The sequence below is a fragment of the Mycolicibacterium arcueilense genome (assembly GCF_058536225.1).
The window spans coordinates 1,220,183-1,237,407 of record NZ_JBZTYL010000007.1 but is presented as its reverse complement, the minus strand read 5'-3'; the positions used below and the strand labels follow the sequence as shown (position 1 = coordinate 1,237,407).

Genomic DNA, 17,225 nt, shown 5'->3' with positions numbered 1-17,225 from the left:
AATCTGTGAGGCGAATCTCAGTAGCCCGGTTTGTCACGCCAGAGTGGCCGTCGAGCGTCAGCGCCACTCTGGCGTAACAGACCAGGCGGCCCACCGCCGCCGACGCCACCAAGTCTCACCGAGCGTCACACCAGAGTGACCTTCGACACCCAGAGCCACTCTGGCGTGACAAAGCTGGCGGGAGGCAGCGCAAGGCGGGAGGCAGCGCAAACCGGGCGGGCGAACCCACACAACGCAAAAGCGCCCAGTTCCTGGGAACTGGGCGCTTTTACTTCTGTACCCCCGATGGGATTCGAACCCACGCTACCGCCGTGAGAGGGCGGCGTCCTAGGCCGCTAGACGACGGGGGCTAGAACTTCCGGATGGTCAGCATAGCTCAGGCAGTGGTGCTCGCCTAATCCGGCTGAACCGCTCCGGATGGCTGGGGTACCAGGACTCGAACCTAGAATGGCGGTACCAGAAACCGCTGTGTTGCCAATTACACCATACCCCATTAATTGCCTATCACCGCAGGTGGCAGGCAATTTCGATCCGATCGGCTCAGCGGGGGCTTCCCCGTTTTGCTTTTCGGGCCGACGAGCAGACTACCAAAGATTTTCGGCGCTTTTTACCAAGCCCCGTCGCCCCGGCGCTCACAGCCGGGCCCGGGCGGACCGCAACCGCGTCAGGCTGCGATCGGCTCCCAGCAGTTCCATGGATTCGAACAGCGGCGGGCTGATCGTGGCGCCCGTGACGGCGACGCGGATCGGTCCGAACGCCTTCCGTGGCTTGAGCTCCAGACCGTCCAGAAGGGCCTCCTTGAGCGCCGCCTCGATGTTGGCGGTGTTCCATTCCCCGAGCCCCTCCAGGGCGCTCAGAGCGGCATCCAGGACCGGTGCGGCCTCCTCGCGCAGTTCCTTGGCAGCGGCCTTCTCGTCGATCTCGTAGGAGCCGTCGTCGAAGAACTTCAGCAGGCCCCACGCATCGCCGAGCACGACGATGCGGGTCTGGACCAGCGCGGCGGCTTCGGCGAATGCGGCGTCGTCCAAACCTGTGTCGTGACCATGGGCTTCGAGGTACGCGCGCAGCCGGGCCGTGAAGTCCTCGACCGTCAGCAGCCGGATGTGCTCGGCGTTGATCGCGTCGGCCTTCTTCTGGTCGAACCGCGCCGGGTTGGAGTTGACGTTGACGACGTCGAACGCGGCCACCATCTCCTCGAGGCTGAACACGTCGTGATCGTCGGCGATGCCCCAGCCCAGCAGCGCCAGGTAGTTCAGCAGCCCCTCCGGCAGGAAGCCGCGGTCGCGGTGCAGGAACAGGTTGGACTGCGGATCCCGCTTGGACAACTTCTTGTTGCCCTCGCCGAGAACACTTGGCAAATGAGCGAATTCAGGCACCCGCTCAGCCACGCCGATCCGCATCAGCGCCCGGTACAGCGCGATCTGACGCGGCGTCGAGGGCATGATGTCCTCGCCGCGCAGCACGTGGGTGATCTTCATCATCGCGTCGTCGACCGGGTTGACCAACGTGTACAACGGATCTCCGTTGGCGCGGGTGATCGCGAAATCGGGCACCGAACCCGCCGGGAAGCTCACCGGCCCGCGCACCAGATCGGTCCAGCCGAGGTCCTCGTCGGGCATGCGCAGGCGCAGCACGGGCTTGCGGCCCTCGTCGACGAATACCTTGCGCTGCTCGTCGGTCAGGTCCCGGTCGTAGTTGTCGTACCCGAGTTTGGGATTGCGCCCGGCCGCCACGTGCCGCGCCTCGACCTCTTCCGGCGTCGAATATGCCGCGTAGACCTCGCCGGCCTCGAGCAGGCGGTTGATCACGTCACGGTAGATCTCGCTGCGCTGCGACTGCCGGTACGGCTCGTACGGGCCGCCGACCTCCGGGCCCTCGTCCCAGTCCAGGCCGAGCCAGCGCAGCGCGTCGAGGATCGCGGCGTAGCTCTCGGCACTGTCACGCGCGGCGTCGGTGTCCTCGATGCGGAAGACGAACGTTCCACCGGTGTGCCGGGCGTAGGCCCAGTTGAACAGCGCGGTACGCACCAACCCGACGTGCGGGGTGCCGGTCGGTGACGGACAGAACCTCACCCGGACCGGACGAGAGGGAGATGTCATCACTTGCCTCTATTTCTGCTTACGCACAACGGGATTGGTAAGGGTGCCGATACCTTCGACGGTGACGCTCACGGTGTCCCCGTCTTCGATCGGACCGACCCCCTCCGGGGTTCCGGTCAGGATCAGATCACCGGGTAGCAGCGTCATCACGGCCGAGACCCACTCAACGATGGCGCCGATGTCGTGAATCATCAGCGAGGTTCGGCTGCGCTGCCGCACTACACCGTTCACTTCGGTGCGAATCTCCAGATCGGACGGATCGAGGTCGTTGACGATCCACGGGCCCACCGGACAGAAGGTGTCGTGACCCTTGGCGCGCATCCACTGACCGTCCTTGGCCTGCTGGTCGCGTGCCGAGATGTCGTTGGCAATGGTGTAGCCGAGGATGTTCTCGGCGGCGCGCGCGGCGGGGACATCCTTGCACGGCCGCCCGATCACGATCGCCAGCTCGCCCTCGTGGTGAACGGGGTTGGCATCGGCCGGCAACTGGATCGGCACATTCGGGCCGATGATCGCGGTGTTGGGCTTGAGGAAGATCACCGGATCCTCGGGAGCCGCACCGCCCATCTCCTCGGCGTGGGCCTCGTAGTTCTTGCCCATGCAGATGACCTTGCTGGCCAGGATGGGCGCCAGCAGGCGGACGTCGGCCAGCGGCCAGCTCCGCCCGGTGAAGTTGGGGTTGCCGAACGGATGCTCGGCGATCTCTTTGCAGACGGCATCTGCACCGTCGCCTTCGACACTGACGAAAGCGACGCCGTCGGGACTGGCGATTCGACCTAAGCGCATTTTGACCAGGGTAGTGCGCAGTGTCTTACGACCAGCGCTGACGCCTCCGGTCGGTTTCCGTCAGCGCCCGTCGAACAGCGCGGCGAGGAAAGGCGTGGAGTCCGGAACGGAGGCCAGCACGGTGCCCGAGTGATCCTCGTCGGGATAGACCTTGAGGGTGACGTCCTGGCCGTTGGCGCGTAGCTGATCGGCAAGCTGCTGCGACATGTTCGGCGGAACATCGCGGTCCAGGAGCCCGACGCCGAGGAAGATCGGCCGGTCGTAGCCGCTGGTCGGTGTCCCCATGTAGGCGTCGAGAGCTTCCGGGAGGCCGGGCCGGGTCGCCAACGGCGCGCTGAAGTACGCCGTCGGTGTCATGCCGGCCAGCTGCTGATCGAGGTCCGGCTTGCACAGCGTCTCGGCCTTGTTGACCGCGTCCAGTCCGGCGGGGGTGAGCACGCTGTCGATGTCGAGATCGGGCCGCGCCTCGCGCAGTCCGGCGAGGATGTAGCCGGTGTAGCTGTTGGCCGCGGGTCCCAGATTCGGCGGCAGCAACATATCGGGGCCGGACTGTTCGACAATGCTCTGGACGTTGAACGGTGTCCCGGTCGCCACCACGCCGCGGTAGTCCAGACCGGTCCCCCGGCTGAATTCGGTGGCCCAGCGCGCACTGTTGACCGCAGCGCCGCCGCCCTGCGACTGACCGACGATGGCCCACTTCGGCGACAACGGCAGGTCCATGTGATGCATCGCGATCACCGAGTCGACGACGCTGTGGGCGGTGGCCACGCTGTTGAGATAGCTCATCAGCCCGGGGGTGCCCAGGCCGGCGTAGTCAGAGCCGACGATGGCGTAGCCCTGGTCGAGCCAGTGCGTCAGGTATTCGGCATCCCGTGCGCTGCGGGGCTGCGCCGACGGCGCGCAATCGTCACCGAGTCCCACCGTGCCGTGAGCCCACGCGATGGTCGGCCAGCCGCCGTCGGGTGCCTGGCCGTGCGGGATGAAGACCACAGCGGTACTAAGTGCGGCCGCATCATGCTGATCGACAGTCGAATACAAGATGCGGTAGGCACTCGCCGCCCCTGGCACCGACAGCGCCGGGTCGAGCGGAACCGTCTCGATCAGGGTGCCTGCCACCGGAATCGGTGCCTCATAGTGCCGGGCATCCAGGCCCGACCAGTTCGGTGCGACCGCCGCCACCGCCGTCGGCGCTGTCAGGAATCCACACGTCAGCAGGGCGGTGACCGCAAACCACATCTTCACGGTCACAGCCTAGGACAGGCTCGACGTTTCTCATATATTGGGATATCAGTTCAATATTTTGGGACATCCGTGGAACGATGCAGACATGCCGGTTTCGTCGATCAGCACGTTTCGCCGTTGGTCGATGTTGGTGATCGCGTTGACTGCGACCACATGTGCCAACGTGTTCATCAACGGCGCGGCATTTCTCATCCCCACCCTGCACGCCGAGCGCGGCCTGGATCTGGCGCAGGCGGGCCTGCTGTCGTCGATGCCGAGCTTCGGTCTGGTGGTCACGCTGATCGCCTGGGGCTACATCGTCGACCGGGTCGGTGAACGGATCGTGCTGACGGTGGGCTCGGCCCTGACCGCCGCCGCGGCGTTCGGAGCGTCCGCCGCGCATTCCCTGGTGGCCGTCGGTGTGTTCCTGCTACTGGGCGGAATGGCCGCAGCCAGCAGCAATTCGGCGAGCGGGCGGGTCGTGGTCGGCTGGTTCCCGCCCGACCAGCGTGGGCTCGCCATGGGAATCCGCCAGACGGCAACGCCTCTGGGTGTCGGACTGGGCGCGTTGGTCATCCCACGCCTGGCCGAATCCCACGGTGTGGCAACCGCATTGCTGTTTCCGGCGATCGTGTGTGTGCTGTCGGCGGTGATCTGTGCTGTGGGAGTGCTGGATCCGCCACGGCCGCCCCGTCACGAAGCACCGGCCGAACACCTGGCCAACCCGTACCGCGGCTCAAACGTGTTGTGGCGCATCCACGCAGTGTCGGTCCTACTGGTCGTGCCCCAGGGCCTGGTCTGGACCTTCACCCTGGTGTGGCTGATGAGCGATCGGGGTTGGTCTGCGGCCTCGGCGGGCACGCTGGTGACCCTCGCCCAATTACTCGGCGCGGCAGGCCGAATCGCCGCGGGCCGCTGGTCCGACGTGATCGGACAGCGGCTGCGACCCATCCGCACCATCGCGTTGGCGGCGGCAGCCACGATGGGGCTGCTGGCGCTCACCGACTGGCTGGGCTCCCCGATCAGTGTCGCCCTGATCGTGATCGCCTCGGTGATCACGGTGTCCGACAACGGTTTGGCGTTCACCGCAATCGCGGAGATCGCCGGCCCGTTCTGGAGTGGGCGCGCGCTGGGTACCCAGAACACCAGCCAGCATCTGGCCACCGCCAGCTCTGCGCCGTTGTTCGGTGCGCTGATCGGTGTGGCCGGATATCCCGTGGCGTTCGCAGTGTGCGCATTGTTGCCGTTGTTGGCGGTGCCGTTGGTTCCGGCCGATGAGCGCTCGCGCGAAGAGCATTAGGCCCGGGATCCGGTGCGCAAAGAACCGTAAGGCAGGGGGTCTCGGCCGACATACGCTGCACTGATGAGATCGGGCATCCCCAGTCGAGTAGGTGCGGCGAGCCGGCCGGGCAGAACCGGTCGTGTCGTATCCGCACTCTTGGCGCTCGTGCTGGCCACAAACGCATGTCAGGTGCACGACCAGCCGTCGAGCCCGCCGTCTCCAACCGCCCTGCCAGGGCGTCACGGCCCGCTGATCGCCTACACCGTGCCGAGAGCCACCCCATGGTTCGACTCGGGAGACGTGGGTTTCGTGCTGGCAGAAGGCTCGAATCCCATTGCCAACTGGAAAAAACAAGTTGGTGCGTCCAGGTTCGTGAGCTTGAGCAGGCCGGGCTTCACCACCGATACGAAGTACGCATTCACGCGGTACGCCGACGAACAGTTCGGGCGCTATCCCTACGACGGCGGCGATATGCACGCCGAGCTGGTGTGGATAGATGTGGCAAGCGGTCAAACTCACGAGGTGGCCATTCCAGCCCAGTCCCGCACCGACTCTCAACGGCCGAGTCGACCCGGCGCCCCGTATCCCTTGCAGGGCAGCACAATCGTCTGGCAGGCCCCGCGGGCAGCGGACGCTCCCGACGGTCAGGTAACCCTGATGCAGCTGGACCTCAGCCGGCCGAGCCCGATGCCCAGTGTGTTGCGCACTGTCCAATTACCGCCACGAACGCCCGAGCAACAGGCGGTACCGGCCGAAACCCAGGACTTCACCGGAAACGTGATCGGAACCGGCCATGGACGGGTGGCCATCGTCAAGAAGTACGGCTCAGACAGATTCACCCAGGCCGATCGCCTGTTCGTCGTCGATGCCGACGGCACCGTCCGCGATGTCGTGCACCAACCGACCAGGCAATGGGTGTCGGCGGTCTTCAGCCCCGACGGCACCCGATTCGCCTACGAAACCGGTGCCATCGACAAGACCGGCTCCTGCGACCGGCACCAGGTCACGGTGTTCGACTCGGCCACCGGCCACCAAGTTGCCGGGTTTCCACAGGGTCCCTTCGATGCGACCCCCAGGCCCTTCTTTTATGGCAATCAGAGCGGCGCGGTGTGGTGGACATCCGACGGGAGGTTGCGGGCCACCGCGGGTGCCGAGCAGTGCCCGACGAATCGGTCCGAGCCCACACCGGACGGCGGCGTGTGGGAGCTGGACGGCGGGCATTGGACACAAGTCGCGCCGTCGGGAACCTACCGCGACTACCCCCTGCCCAACGGGGACGCGGCGATCATCGCGAAGGTGCCCCGACCGTCCGATCAGCAGCAGCCCAACCAACCATCCACCGTCACAAGCTTGTTCATGCGCGAAGGCGATCAGCGCGTCCACATCGCCGATGTCGACGCCACCAGCGTCGCCGTGGCACCGGCCCAGCCCTGACAGCGCACGACCGAGCTCATTGACCCGGCGCGCTCATGTCCCCTGTCCCCGGGATTCCGTCGGCAAGTCCGTACCGCAGATGCACGATGCCGTTCGGGCTGGCGACCGGCGGTTGCAGCAGTGTGACGTTGGTGGGCACCGCGCCACCGTCGAATACTTTCTTCCCCGCCCCCAGCATGATCGGGTGCACCCACAGGTCGAGGCGATCAAAGAGCTTCTCGCGCAAGAGCGTCTGGACCAGGTTCAGGCTGCCGACGACCTTCACCTGCTCGTGCCGGTCCCGGATCTCGCGCACGGCGGCACCCAGATCCGGGCCGAGCTGAGAGGAGCCGGCCCACGACAGGTCAGGCTCGCCCCGGGAGGCGACGTACTTGGGGATGCTGTTGAACAGCGTGCCGAAGTCGTCCGTCTGGTGCGGCCAGTAAGCGGCGAAGATGTCGTACGTCCGGCGCCCGAGCAGGAGGGCATCGGTGCCCTCGTATGCAGCGCCGACCTGGGCGCCCGAAACGTCGTCGATCAGTGGCGCCTGCCAGCCGCCGAATGAGAACCCCTCGGGGTCCTCGTCAGGGCCGCCGGGCGCCTGCGCGACGAGGTCCAGGGTCGCGAATAGTTCGATGTCGATGAGTCCCATGCCCATATAGACCGACCGGCGCCGAAAGACTCATCGCCTCGATGATCGACTCTGCAGCCAGGACACCAAAGTGCGAGTGACGCGCACCCTCAGCGCAGAGTTGGTGCCGTCGACCGACGGGGACGCAGCATCAACGCCGCGGCCAGAAAACACAACGCACCGATGAAGGTGCCGAAATTGGCGAGCCGCTCGTCGACCGTCACGCCGGTCTTGCGGACGAATGCGGCGAGCGCGGAGACCCCGAATGCCACACAGCCCATCATGTTTACCCACGCGGCCTGCCAGCCAACGGATTTCGGCGACCACGCACCGACCGCCAGCACTGCCAGCACGCCGCTGAGCAGGAAGGCCAGTGAGCCGGTCGCATCGGGGGCCCAGACGAACCGGCGCTCGGCCAGTACCGCGTGGGCCCAGACCGACACGCCGGTGCTGAGGTTGAACAGGAGGGTCCCGGCGAATTGTGTGGCCGCCGACCACCAGTCGAGTCCGCGTCCGGCGAGCACTAGCTGGATGCCCGCGGCCGTGGTGAAAAACCACGAGCCGATGAAGCACAGCGTGTTCGTCACGCCGGCACCGGCCAGCGCCGGAAAGCCCGGCACGGTGGCGGCCGCGAAGAACGACGATCCGATGGCGAACAGCCAACACTGCCGCGTCAGGGTGGCGAAGCGGGCAGTCACCGCCGACTCAGCGCCGAACCACCGGCTACAGCAGCGACAGGATCCGCTCGCCGACCTCGCTGGTCGAGAGCTTCGCGTCGCCGCGGGTGGCCAGGTGCTCGCTGACGGCCTTGTCGACCCGCGCCGCCGCGTCGGTCTCGCCGAGGTGGGTCAGCAGCAGTGCCACGCTCATCACCGCGGCCGTCGGATCGGCGATCCCCTGCCCGGCGATGTCGGGTGCACTGCCGTGCACCGGCTCGAACATCGACGGGTTCGTGCCCGTCGCATCGATATTGCCCGAGGCGGCCAGGCCGATACCGCCGGAAACTGCGGCCGCCAGGTCGGTGATGATGTCGCCGAACAGGTTGTCGGTGACGATCACGTCGAACCGGCCGGGATCGGTGACCATGTGGATGGTGGCGGCATCGATGTGCTGGTAAGCCGTCTCGACGTCCGGGTATTCCGTACCGACCTCGTCGACGGTGCGCTTCCACAGCGAGCCGGCGAACGCCAGCACGTTGTTCTTGTGCACCAGAGTCAGGTGTTTGCGTCGCGCGCGGGCTTTCTCGAACGCATAACGCACCACGCGCTCCACGCCGAACCGGGTGTTGGTGGACACCTCGGTGGCAACCTCGTGCGGGGTGCCCACCCGGATCGCGCCGCCGGTGCCGGTGTAGGGACCTTCGGTGCCCTCGCGCACCACCACGAAGTCGATCTCCGGGTTGCCGGCCAAGGGACTGGAAACCCCGGCGAACAACTTCGACGGCCGCAGGTTCACGTGGTGGTCCAACGCAAACCGCATGTTGAGCAGCAACCCGCGTTCGAGCACACCACTGGGGACCGACGGATCGCCGATGGCGCCCAACAGGATTGCGTCATAGCCCTTGAGCTCCTCGACGAATCCCTCGGGCAGGGTCTCCCCCGTCGCGTGGTAACGCCGCGCGCCCAGGTCGTATTCAGTCCGGTCCACGCCGGGCAGCACCGCGTCGAGCACCTTCAGCGCCTCGGCGATGACCTCCGGACCGATGCCGTCACCGGCGATTACAGCGAGTTTCATGACAGGTCGACCACTTCCAGCGTCGTGGCGTCAACGGCAGCGGCAAGCGCCGAACGCACATCCTCTGGCACGTCGGTGTCCAGCCGCAGCATCACGATGGCACTGTCGCCATCGACGTCCTGGCTCAGCTGCGCGGCCAGGATGTTGACGTCCGCCCCACCCAGCAGGGTGCCGATCTTGCCGAGGGCGCCCGGCTGATCGTTGTAGTGGACGATGAGGTTGTAGCCCTCGGCGCGCAGGTCGAAGTTGCGGCCGTTGATCTGGACGATTTTCTCTACCAGCTGCGGCCCCGACAGGGTGCCCGCGACGTTCACCGCGCTGCCGTCGGCGTGCACGACGCGCACGTCGACCACGCTGCGGTGGTTGGGACTCTCGGTGGCGGTGCTGATCTCGGAGGCCACGCCACGGTCGGCGGCCAGCGTCGGAGCGTTGACGAACGTCACCTGCTCGTCGACCACCGCGGAGAACAGCCCGCGCAGCGCCGACAGCCGCAGGATCTCGACGTCTTCGGACGCCAGCTCGCCGCGTGCCTGGACGGTGAGCGACACCGGGGCCGCATCGGACAGGGCACCGGCCAGCAGACCGAGCTTGCGCACCAGGTCCAGCCAGGGCGCCACCTCTTCGCCGACGGCGCCGCCGACGTTGACGGCGTCCGGCACGAATTCGCCGGCCAGGGCGAGCTTCACGCTGGCGGCAACATCGGTACCGGCCCGGTCCTGCGCCTCTGCGGTCGAGGCACCCAGGTGCGGGGTCACGACGACCTGCGGCAGCTCGAACAGCGGGCTGTCGGTGCACGGTTCGGTCGAGAACACGTCCAGACCGGCGGCACGCACATGGCCGCTCGTGATGGCGTCGGCCAGGGCCTGCTCATCGATCAGACCACCGCGGGCGGCGTTGACGATGATGACGCCCGGCTTGGTCTTGGCCAGGTTCTCCTTGCCGAGCAGGCCGGCGGTCTCCTTGGTCTTCGGCAGGTGCACCGAGATGAAGTCGGCACGGCCGAGCAGCTCCTCCAGCGGCAGCAACTCGATACCGAGCTGGGCGGCGCGGGCCTGCGAGACGTAGGGGTCGTACGCCACGATGTGGGCGCCGAAGGCGGCCAGGCGCTGGGCGACCAGCTGACCGATGCGGCCCAGACCGACGACACCGACGGTCTTGTCGAAGATCTCGACACCCGAGAACGACGACCGCTTCCAGGTGTGGTCGCGCAGGGTCGCGTCGGCGGCGGGGATCTGCCGCGCCGTGGACAGCAGCAGGGCCAGGGCGTGCTCGGCCGCACTGTGGATGTTGGAGGTCGGCGCGTTGACGACGAGCACCCCGCGGGCGGTCGCGGCGTCGACGTCGACGTTGTCCAGGCCGACACCCGCGCGGGCGACGATCTTGAGTTTGGGGGCCGCGGCGATGACCTCGGCGTCCACCGTGGTGGCGGAACGCACCAGCAGCGCGTCGGCTTCCGGCACCGCAGCGAGCAGCTTCTCGCGGTCCGGACCGTCGACCCACCTGACCTCTACCTGGTCGCCGAGGGCGGCGACGGTCGATTCCGCGAGCTTGTCGGCAATCAAAACAACGGGGAGACTCACGCGGACAGCCTAGTGTGTGCGCCCTACCACAGCCGAACCGCGTGCGGTGTACTGATGGGCGTGGACGTCACAATCGTCGGCAGCGGCCCCAACGGCCTGTCCGCCGCGGTCATCTGTGCCCGGGCCGGACTGGCCGTACGCGTCATCGAAGCGCAACCCACCGCAGGCGGCGGGGCACGCACCCTGCCCGACCCGGAATATCCCGGAGTCAGCCACGACATCTGTTCAGCGGTGCACCCACTGGCGTTGGCGTCGCCGTTCTTCGCCGCCTACGACCTGACTGCCCGTGGGGTGCAACTGGCGGTCCCCGAGATCTCCTACGCCAGCCCGTTGCAGCACCGCCCGGCGGCGATCGGTTACCGCGACATCGAGCGCACGTGCTCCGAACTGGACCACGGAGATTCCTGGCGACGGCTGCTCGGTCCGCTGGCTGCCGAGTGCGATGACGTGGTCGGCCTGATCCTCGGCGACAAGAGGTCGCTACCACCGTCGCTGACCGCGGCGGCCCGTGTCGCGCCCCGATTACTCACCCAAGGCACCCCGCTGTGGCGCACCCTGGCAGGCGAAGACGCCCGCGCGCTATTCAGTGGTGTTGCAGCACACACGATTTCGACGATGCCGTCGCTGGTTTCCGGCGGGGCCGGTCTGATGCTGGCGACGCTGGGGCATGCGGTCGGATGGCCGATCCCGATCGGTGGATCCCAGGCCATCCCGGACGCGCTGATCGCCGATCTCACTGCGCACGGCGGCGAACTCGTCCTCGGACACGAGGTCACTGAACCGCCGTCGGGCGTGGTCATCTACGACACCGCACCGACCGCCCTGCTGTCGATCTACGGCAAGGCCCTGCCGCCTCGCTACGCGCGGGCGTTGAGCCGCTACCGCTACGGGCCCGGAGTGGCGAAGGTCGATTTCGTACTGAACGGCGAGATCCCTTGGCGTGACCCGCGTCTGGCCCAGGCGCCGACACTGCACCTGGGTGGCAGCCGGGCACAGATGGCACTGGCCGAGTCCGAGATCGCCGCGGGCCGTCACGCCGAGTGGCCGATGGTGCTGGGCGCGCTCCCCCACATCGCCGACGCATCCCGCATCGATGACGCCGGCCGCCGCCCGCTGTGGACCTATGTCCACGTACCCAACAATTCGACGCGGGACATGGCCACGGCGGTCACCGACATCTTCGAACGATTCGCCCCGGGCTTCCGCGATCTGGTGGTCGGGGTCCGCAGCGTGCCCGCGTCCCGGATGGACGAGCACAACGCCAACCTGGTCGGCGGCGATATCGGTGTGGGCGGCAACAACATGACCAGCGCACTGCTGGGCCCCACTCCACGGTTCGACCCCTGGACCACACCGATCCCCAAGGCCTACCTGTGCTCGTCGGCCACTCCGCCGGGTGGTGGCGTGCACGGGATGGCCGGGTTCTACGCCGCCCGCACCGTGCTCAAACGCGAGTTCGGTATGCGGGATCTGCCTAAGCTGGCACCATGACCACTCCTGCACCCAAGGTCGCCGTCATCTACTACTCCGCGACCGGACACGGCACGCACATGGCCCAGCGCGTCACCGCCACCGCCGAGGCCGCAGGCGCCGAGGTGCGGTTGCGGCCCGTCGCCGAGACCGCCGATCCGGAGTCTTTCGCCCACAATCCGGCCTGGACCGCGAATTACGGAGCCACCAAGGATCTTCCGACTGCCACCGGTGACGACATCGTCTGGGCGGACGCCGTGATCTTCGGCTCCCCCACCCGATTCGGTTCTGTCGCTTCGCAATTGCGCGCGTTCCTCGATTCGCTCGGCGGCCTGTGGTCACAGGGCAAGCTCGCCGACAAGGTCTACGCCGGGTTCACCTCGACCAACACCGCGCACGGCGGGCAGGAGACCACGCTGCTGACGCTCTACGTGACGCTGATGCACTGGGGCGGCATCATCGTGCCGCCGGGCTACACCGATCCACTCAAGTTCGCCGACGGCAACCCGTACGGCGCGAGCCTGCTGGCCAACCACGACAACATCAGCGAGTTCGACGACACCACCTACGACGCGCTGGATCACCTGGCCCGGCGAGTCGTCAGCGTGGCGGCGCGGCTGGGTTCGTAGCCGCCGACGGCCGGCCGATTTCGCCCAACAGGGCGGACACCCGGGGCCGGCGCTCTACAGTCGACTTGGTCAGACCTTTGCATTCAACTCGAGGGGGCGACGAGGTGTCGACTCGATACGTGCAGCGAGTGGCGACCGCCTGCGGCGCAGCCATCATGTTGGCCGCGGTGGTGTCGTGCGGCTCGGAAAAACCGATCCAGAAGATCGAAGAAGACGTCACCATTCCGCAGATGACGATCGGCGAGACGATAACGGGTCAGCCGGAAGCACCGGCCGGTGACACGGAGACGCCGACGGCGCCACCGACGGTTCCCGAGACGCCGAAGGCCACCCCGCCGATCACCACCCCGCCGCAGGTCGCCGTCCCGCACTGACGGTGATTTCGCGGCGGGAAAACTGCTGCACTGCAATACTGCCGAGGCCGCTTAGATTTGATGCGTGAACTTTGGGGGCGTCGCACGGTTGGTGGGATCCGTCCCACACCTGGATCCGGTCATGAAGTTGTTCGCAGTGGGCGACCTGGAGCTCTATCACGTGAGCCCACCGCTACACGGGTACAACGTCGTCGCCGCCGCGCAGACGATGTGGGCCATGCGAGCGCAGTGCATCTACCCGGACGGCCGCATCGAGCCGGCCGAGCCCGACGATCCGGTGTCGACCGAACTCTACGGCGTGGTCGGTGAAGGGCTGCAGATCGACAGCACCGAGAAGCTTCCCGGCAGCGCCGAAGGGAGAAATGTGGCCCGCACGCTTGCGGCGATCGGCTACCGAATTGCCTAGAAATGCCGAAAGGCCAGTTATCGCACGCGTTTTTGTGAAACGCGTGCAATAACTGGCCAGTGAACGCAGCAGTTAGGCCGTTTCGGTGATCGGCCGGTCGACCCAGCTCATCAGGTCGCGCAGCTTCTTGCCGGTGACCTCGATCGGGTGCTCGGCGTTGGCCTTGCGCAGCGCCTCGAGCTCCTTGTTGCCGCCCTCGACGTTGGCGACCAGGCGCTTGACGAAGGTGCCGTCCTGGATGTCGGTCAGGATGTCCTTCATGCGCTTCTTGGTGTCGGCGTCGATGACCCGCGGGCCCGACAGGTAGCCGCCGAACTCCGCGGTGTCGGACACCGAGTAGTTCATCCGGGCGATGCCGCCCTCGTACATCAGGTCGACGATGAGCTTGAGCTCGTGCAGCACCTCGAAGTAGGCCATCTCCGGGGCGTAGCCCGCCTCGACCATGACCTCGAAGCCGGCCTTGACCAGCTCTTCGGTGCCACCGCAGAGCACGGCCTGCTCACCGAACAGGTCGGTCTCGGTCTCTTCCTTGAAGGTGGTCTTGATGACACCGGCGCGGGCACCACCGATGGCGGCGGCGTACGACAGTGCCAGGGCCTGGCCCTCGCCCTTCGGATCCTGGTCGACGGCGATCAGGCAGGGCACACCCTTGCCGTCGACGAACTGGCGACGCACCAGGTGGCCGGGCCCCTTGGGAGCGACCATGCCGACGGTGACGTTGGCCGGAGCCTTGATCAGACCGAAGTGGATGTTGAGGCCGTGGCCGAAAAACAGCGCGTTGCCGTCCTGCAGGTTGGGCTCGATGTCGTTCTTGAAGATCTCGGCCTGCGCGGTGTCAGGCGCGAGCACCATGATCACGTCGGCCCACTTGGCGACCTCGGCCGGGGTGTCGACCTCGAGACCCTGCTCTTCAACCTTGACGCGGGACTTCGAGCCCTCTTTCAGGCCGACCTTGACCTGCACGCCCGAGTCGCGCAGCGACAGCGAATGCGCGTGCCCCTGGCTGCCGTAGCCGATGACGGCGACCTTGCGACCCTGGATGATCGACAGGTCCGCGTCGGCGTCGTAAAACATCTCAACTGCCATGCGAAATTTTCCTTCTCTTTCTAGCTCTACAGCCGACTAACGCTACTTGACGTGCTTACTTCACTGCGCTGATACCACGGGGTCCGCGCGAGACCGACACCATGCCGGACTGTGCGATCTCACGGATACCGTAGGGCTCCAGGACCCGCAGCAGGGCCTCCAGCTTTTCCGAGGTCCCGGTGGCCTCGACGGTCAGGGACTCGGTCGAAACGTCAACCACCTTGGCGCGGAACAGGTTCACCGCTTCGATGACCTGACCGCGGTTGCTCGCGTCGGCGCGCACCTTGATCAGGGCGAGTTCGCGGGAGACCGAGCTGTCGTCCTCCTGCTCGACGATCTTGATCACATTGACCAGCTTGTTGAGCTGCTTGGTGATCTGCTCCAGCGGCGATTCCTCGACGCTGACGACGATCGTCATCCGCGACATGTGCTTCTGCTCGGTGGCACCGACAGCCAGGGACTGGATGTTGTAGCCACGACGGGAGAACAGCGTGGCGACCCGGGCGAGAACGCCAGGTTTGTCCTCGACCAGCACCGAAAGCGTGTGGGTGGGCGTGGTGTTGCTCATCAGGCGTGCCCCTCGGCGTCGTTTTCGTCGAACAGCGGCCGGATGTCCCGAGCTGCCATGATCTCGTCGTTGCTGGTGCCGGCCGCGACCATCGGCCACACCTGCGCATCCGCACCGACGATGAAGTCGATGACCACCGGGCGGTCGTTGATGGCCCGGGCCTGGTTGATGACGTCCTCGACGTCCTCGGCCCGCTCGCAGCGCAGCCCGACGCAGCCCAGCGCCTCGGCCAGCTTGACGAAGTCCGGGATCCGACGCGAGTGCGTGGCCAGATCGGTCTGGCTGTAGCGCTGGTCGTAGAACAGCGTCTGCCACTGCCGCACCATGCCCAGGTTGCCGTTGTTGATCAATGCCACCTTGATCGGCGCGCCTTCGATGGCACAGGTGGCCAGCTCCTGGTTGGTCATCTGGAAGCAGCCGTCACCGTCGATGGCCCACACCTCGGCCTCGGGGCGGGCGAACTTGGCACCCATGGCCGCCGGGACGGCGAAGCCCATGGTGCCGAGGCCACCGGAGTTCAGCCACGTCTTGGGGTTCTCGTACTTGACGAACTGCGCGGCCCACATCTGGTGCTGGCCGACCCCGGCGACATAGACCGCCTCGGGTCCGGCGATCTGACCCAGCTTCTCGATGACGTACTCGGGGCTCAGGCTGCCGTCGCTCTGCGGGCCGTAGCTCAGCGGGTAGGTCGTCTTGAGGCCGGACAGGTACTCCCACCAGGCGTCCAGTTTCAGTGCGGCACTGGTCGTTCCATCGCGGCGCAGCACCTCGATCAGATCGGTGATGACGGCCTTCACGTCACCCACGATGGGCACGTCGGCGTGCCGGTTCTTGCCGATCTCGGCGGGGTCGATGTCGGCGTGGATCACCTTGGCCTCAGGGGCGAACGAGGACAGCTGACCGGTGACGCGGTCGTCGAACCGGGTGCCGAGGGCGATCAGCAGGTCGCTCTTCTGCAACGCGCCCACCGCGGCCACGGTGCCGTGCATGCCCGGCATCCCCAGGTGCTGCGGGTGGCTGTCCGGGAACGCGCCGCGGGCCATGAGCGTGGTGACGACCGGGATACCGGTCAGCTCAGCCAGCTCGAGCAGTTCGGCACTGGCCTCACCACGGATCACACCACCACCGACGTAGAGGACCGGCTTGTGCGCGGCGGCGATCAGCTTGGCGGCCTCGCGCACCTGACGGCTGTGCGGCTTGGTGTTGGGCTTGTACCCGGGCAGGTCCATCTGCGGAGGCCAGGAGAAAATGCACTGGGCCTGCAGGATGTCCTTGGGAACATCGACGAGCACCGCGCCCGGGCGCCCCGAGCTGGCGATGTAGAAGGCCTCGGCCATCACCTGGGCGATGTCGTCACCGTTGCGCACCAGGAAGTTGTGCTTGGTGATCGGCATGGTCATGCCGGTGATGTCGGCTTCCTGGAAGGCGTCGGTGCCGATCAGGCTGCGACCCACCTGCCCGGTGATGGCCACCACGGGGATGGAGTCCATCTGGGCGTCGGCCAGCGGGGTGATCAGGTTGGTCGCGCCGGGGCCGGAGGTGGCCATCATCACGCCGACCTTGCCCGTCGCGTGGGCATAGCCGCTGGCGGCGTGGCCGGCGCCCTGCTCATGGCGGACCAGCACGTGGCGCAGCTTCTGCGAGTCGAACAGCGGATCGTAGACCGGCAGCACGGCGCCACCGGGGATCCCGAAGACGACGTCGACGCCGAGCTCTTCCAACGACCGGACGACCGCCTGGGCGCCGGTGAGCTGCTGCGGTGCAACCCGGTTGGGCTGACCCGTTTCTGATTTGGCGGTGCTTGCGCCGTTGGCAGGCGCGGTTCCCGACCGGGCTGGCGGTCGCGTTGTCGGTGCGCTCACGATGTCCTCTTCACGGTCTGCTTCACATTCCTCTTCAGGAAGTTCAATTTTTCATTGATTCCGGCGCGCTTGTGGGCAAATAAA

At 66.7% G+C, this 17,225-nt stretch carries 16 protein-coding genes and 2 tRNA genes; 6 read left to right on the top strand and 12 right to left on the bottom strand.

Annotated features, from left to right (window positions below):
* Positions 1–277 precede the first annotated feature (277 nt).
* The 5 genes from AC4LGL_RS10220 to AC4LGL_RS10200 form a co-directional block, all read right to left on the bottom strand.
* Positions 278–350 (bottom strand) — tRNA-Glu (locus AC4LGL_RS10220).
* Positions 351–418: 68 nt separating this feature from the next.
* A tRNA-Gln gene (locus tag AC4LGL_RS10215) sits at positions 419–493 on the bottom strand.
* A 139-nt stretch (positions 494–632) separates the two neighbouring features.
* Positions 633–2,099: a glutamate--tRNA ligase gene (gltX, locus tag AC4LGL_RS10210; protein ID WP_491838603.1), complete on the bottom strand. Its 1,467-nt coding sequence runs from the start codon at positions 2,097–2,099 to the stop codon at positions 633–635.
* Positions 2,100–2,108: 9 nt separating this feature from the next.
* Complete coding sequence (locus tag AC4LGL_RS10205) at positions 2,109–2,885, bottom strand: fumarylacetoacetate hydrolase family protein (protein ID WP_055112741.1); 777 nt, start codon at positions 2,883–2,885, stop codon at positions 2,109–2,111.
* 60 nt (positions 2,886–2,945) lie between these two features.
* A complete protein-coding gene (locus tag AC4LGL_RS10200; RefSeq protein ID WP_491839320.1) occupies positions 2,946–4,121 on the bottom strand; it encodes an alpha/beta hydrolase family protein in 1,176 nt (391 codons plus the stop codon).
* Between the two features lie 91 nt (positions 4,122–4,212).
* On the opposite strand from AC4LGL_RS10200, the gene AC4LGL_RS10195 reads away from it, so the two are divergent.
* Positions 4,213–5,406, top strand: coding sequence for an MFS transporter (locus tag AC4LGL_RS10195; RefSeq protein ID WP_491838602.1), 1,194 nt, complete (start codon positions 4,213–4,215; stop codon positions 5,404–5,406).
* A 354-nt stretch (positions 5,407–5,760) separates the two neighbouring features.
* Entirely contained in the window at positions 5,761–6,822 is a 1,062-nt protein-coding gene (locus tag AC4LGL_RS10190; RefSeq protein WP_491838601.1) for a hypothetical protein, read from the top strand.
* Between the two features lie 16 nt (positions 6,823–6,838).
* Here AC4LGL_RS10190 and AC4LGL_RS10185 read toward each other — a convergent pair whose 3' ends face one another.
* From AC4LGL_RS10185 to serA, 4 genes are all read right to left on the bottom strand, one after another.
* Entirely contained in the window at positions 6,839–7,453 is a 615-nt protein-coding gene (locus tag AC4LGL_RS10185; protein ID WP_491838600.1) for a dihydrofolate reductase family protein, read from the bottom strand.
* A gap of 89 nt (positions 7,454–7,542) precedes the next feature.
* On the bottom strand, positions 7,543–8,130 hold the full coding sequence (locus AC4LGL_RS10180; protein WP_491838599.1) for a hypothetical protein: 588 nt from the start codon (positions 8,128–8,130) through the stop codon (positions 7,543–7,545).
* A 25-nt stretch (positions 8,131–8,155) separates the two neighbouring features.
* Complete coding sequence (locus AC4LGL_RS10175) at positions 8,156–9,166, bottom strand: 3-isopropylmalate dehydrogenase (protein ID WP_491838598.1); 1,011 nt, start codon at positions 9,164–9,166, stop codon at positions 8,156–8,158.
* Entirely contained in the window at positions 9,163–10,746 is a 1,584-nt protein-coding gene (gene serA / locus AC4LGL_RS10170) for a phosphoglycerate dehydrogenase (RefSeq protein ID WP_491838597.1), read from the bottom strand. Before serA ends, AC4LGL_RS10175 begins: the two co-directional genes overlap by 4 nt.
* 60 nt (positions 10,747–10,806) lie before the next feature.
* On the opposite strand from serA, the gene AC4LGL_RS10165 reads away from it, so the two are divergent.
* The 4 genes from AC4LGL_RS10165 (at position 10,807) to AC4LGL_RS10150 (ending at position 13,625) form a co-directional block, all read left to right on the top strand.
* Positions 10,807–12,237 (top strand): phytoene desaturase family protein, encoded by a 1,431-nt coding sequence (locus AC4LGL_RS10165; RefSeq protein WP_491839319.1) that lies wholly within the window; start codon positions 10,807–10,809, stop codon positions 12,235–12,237.
* Positions 12,234–12,845: an NAD(P)H:quinone oxidoreductase gene (gene wrbA / locus AC4LGL_RS10160; RefSeq protein WP_491838596.1), complete on the top strand. Its 612-nt coding sequence runs from the start codon at positions 12,234–12,236 to the stop codon at positions 12,843–12,845. Before AC4LGL_RS10165 ends, wrbA begins: the two co-directional genes overlap by 4 nt.
* Positions 12,846–12,949: 104 nt before the next feature.
* Positions 12,950–13,219, top strand: a complete 270-nt coding sequence (locus AC4LGL_RS10155; protein WP_491838595.1) for a hypothetical protein — start codon at positions 12,950–12,952, stop codon at positions 13,217–13,219.
* Between the two features lie 64 nt (positions 13,220–13,283).
* Positions 13,284–13,625 (top strand): hypothetical protein, encoded by a 342-nt coding sequence (locus tag AC4LGL_RS10150; protein WP_491838594.1) that lies wholly within the window; start codon positions 13,284–13,286, stop codon positions 13,623–13,625.
* 72 nt (positions 13,626–13,697) lie between these two features.
* On the opposite strand, the gene ilvC is transcribed toward AC4LGL_RS10150, so the two are convergent.
* From ilvC to AC4LGL_RS10135, 3 genes are read right to left on the bottom strand one after another with little or no spacing between them, the layout of a single operon-like run.
* On the bottom strand, positions 13,698–14,711 hold the full coding sequence (ilvC, locus tag AC4LGL_RS10145; RefSeq protein WP_448492473.1) for a ketol-acid reductoisomerase: 1,014 nt from the start codon (positions 14,709–14,711) through the stop codon (positions 13,698–13,700).
* Positions 14,712–14,766: 55 nt separating this feature from the next.
* The gene (ilvN, locus tag AC4LGL_RS10140) at positions 14,767–15,279 is read right to left on the bottom strand and encodes an acetolactate synthase small subunit (protein ID WP_055112725.1); all 513 of its coding nucleotides are present in this window, start codon (positions 15,277–15,279) and stop codon (positions 14,767–14,769) included.
* Positions 15,279–17,141 carry an acetolactate synthase large subunit gene (locus AC4LGL_RS10135; protein ID WP_491838593.1) on the bottom strand — a complete coding sequence of 621 codons (1,863 nt, stop codon included), beginning with the start codon at positions 17,139–17,141 and terminating at the stop codon, positions 15,279–15,281. The genes ilvN and AC4LGL_RS10135 overlap by 1 nt, the downstream gene beginning before the upstream one ends.
* Positions 17,142–17,225: the final 84 nt, after the last annotated feature.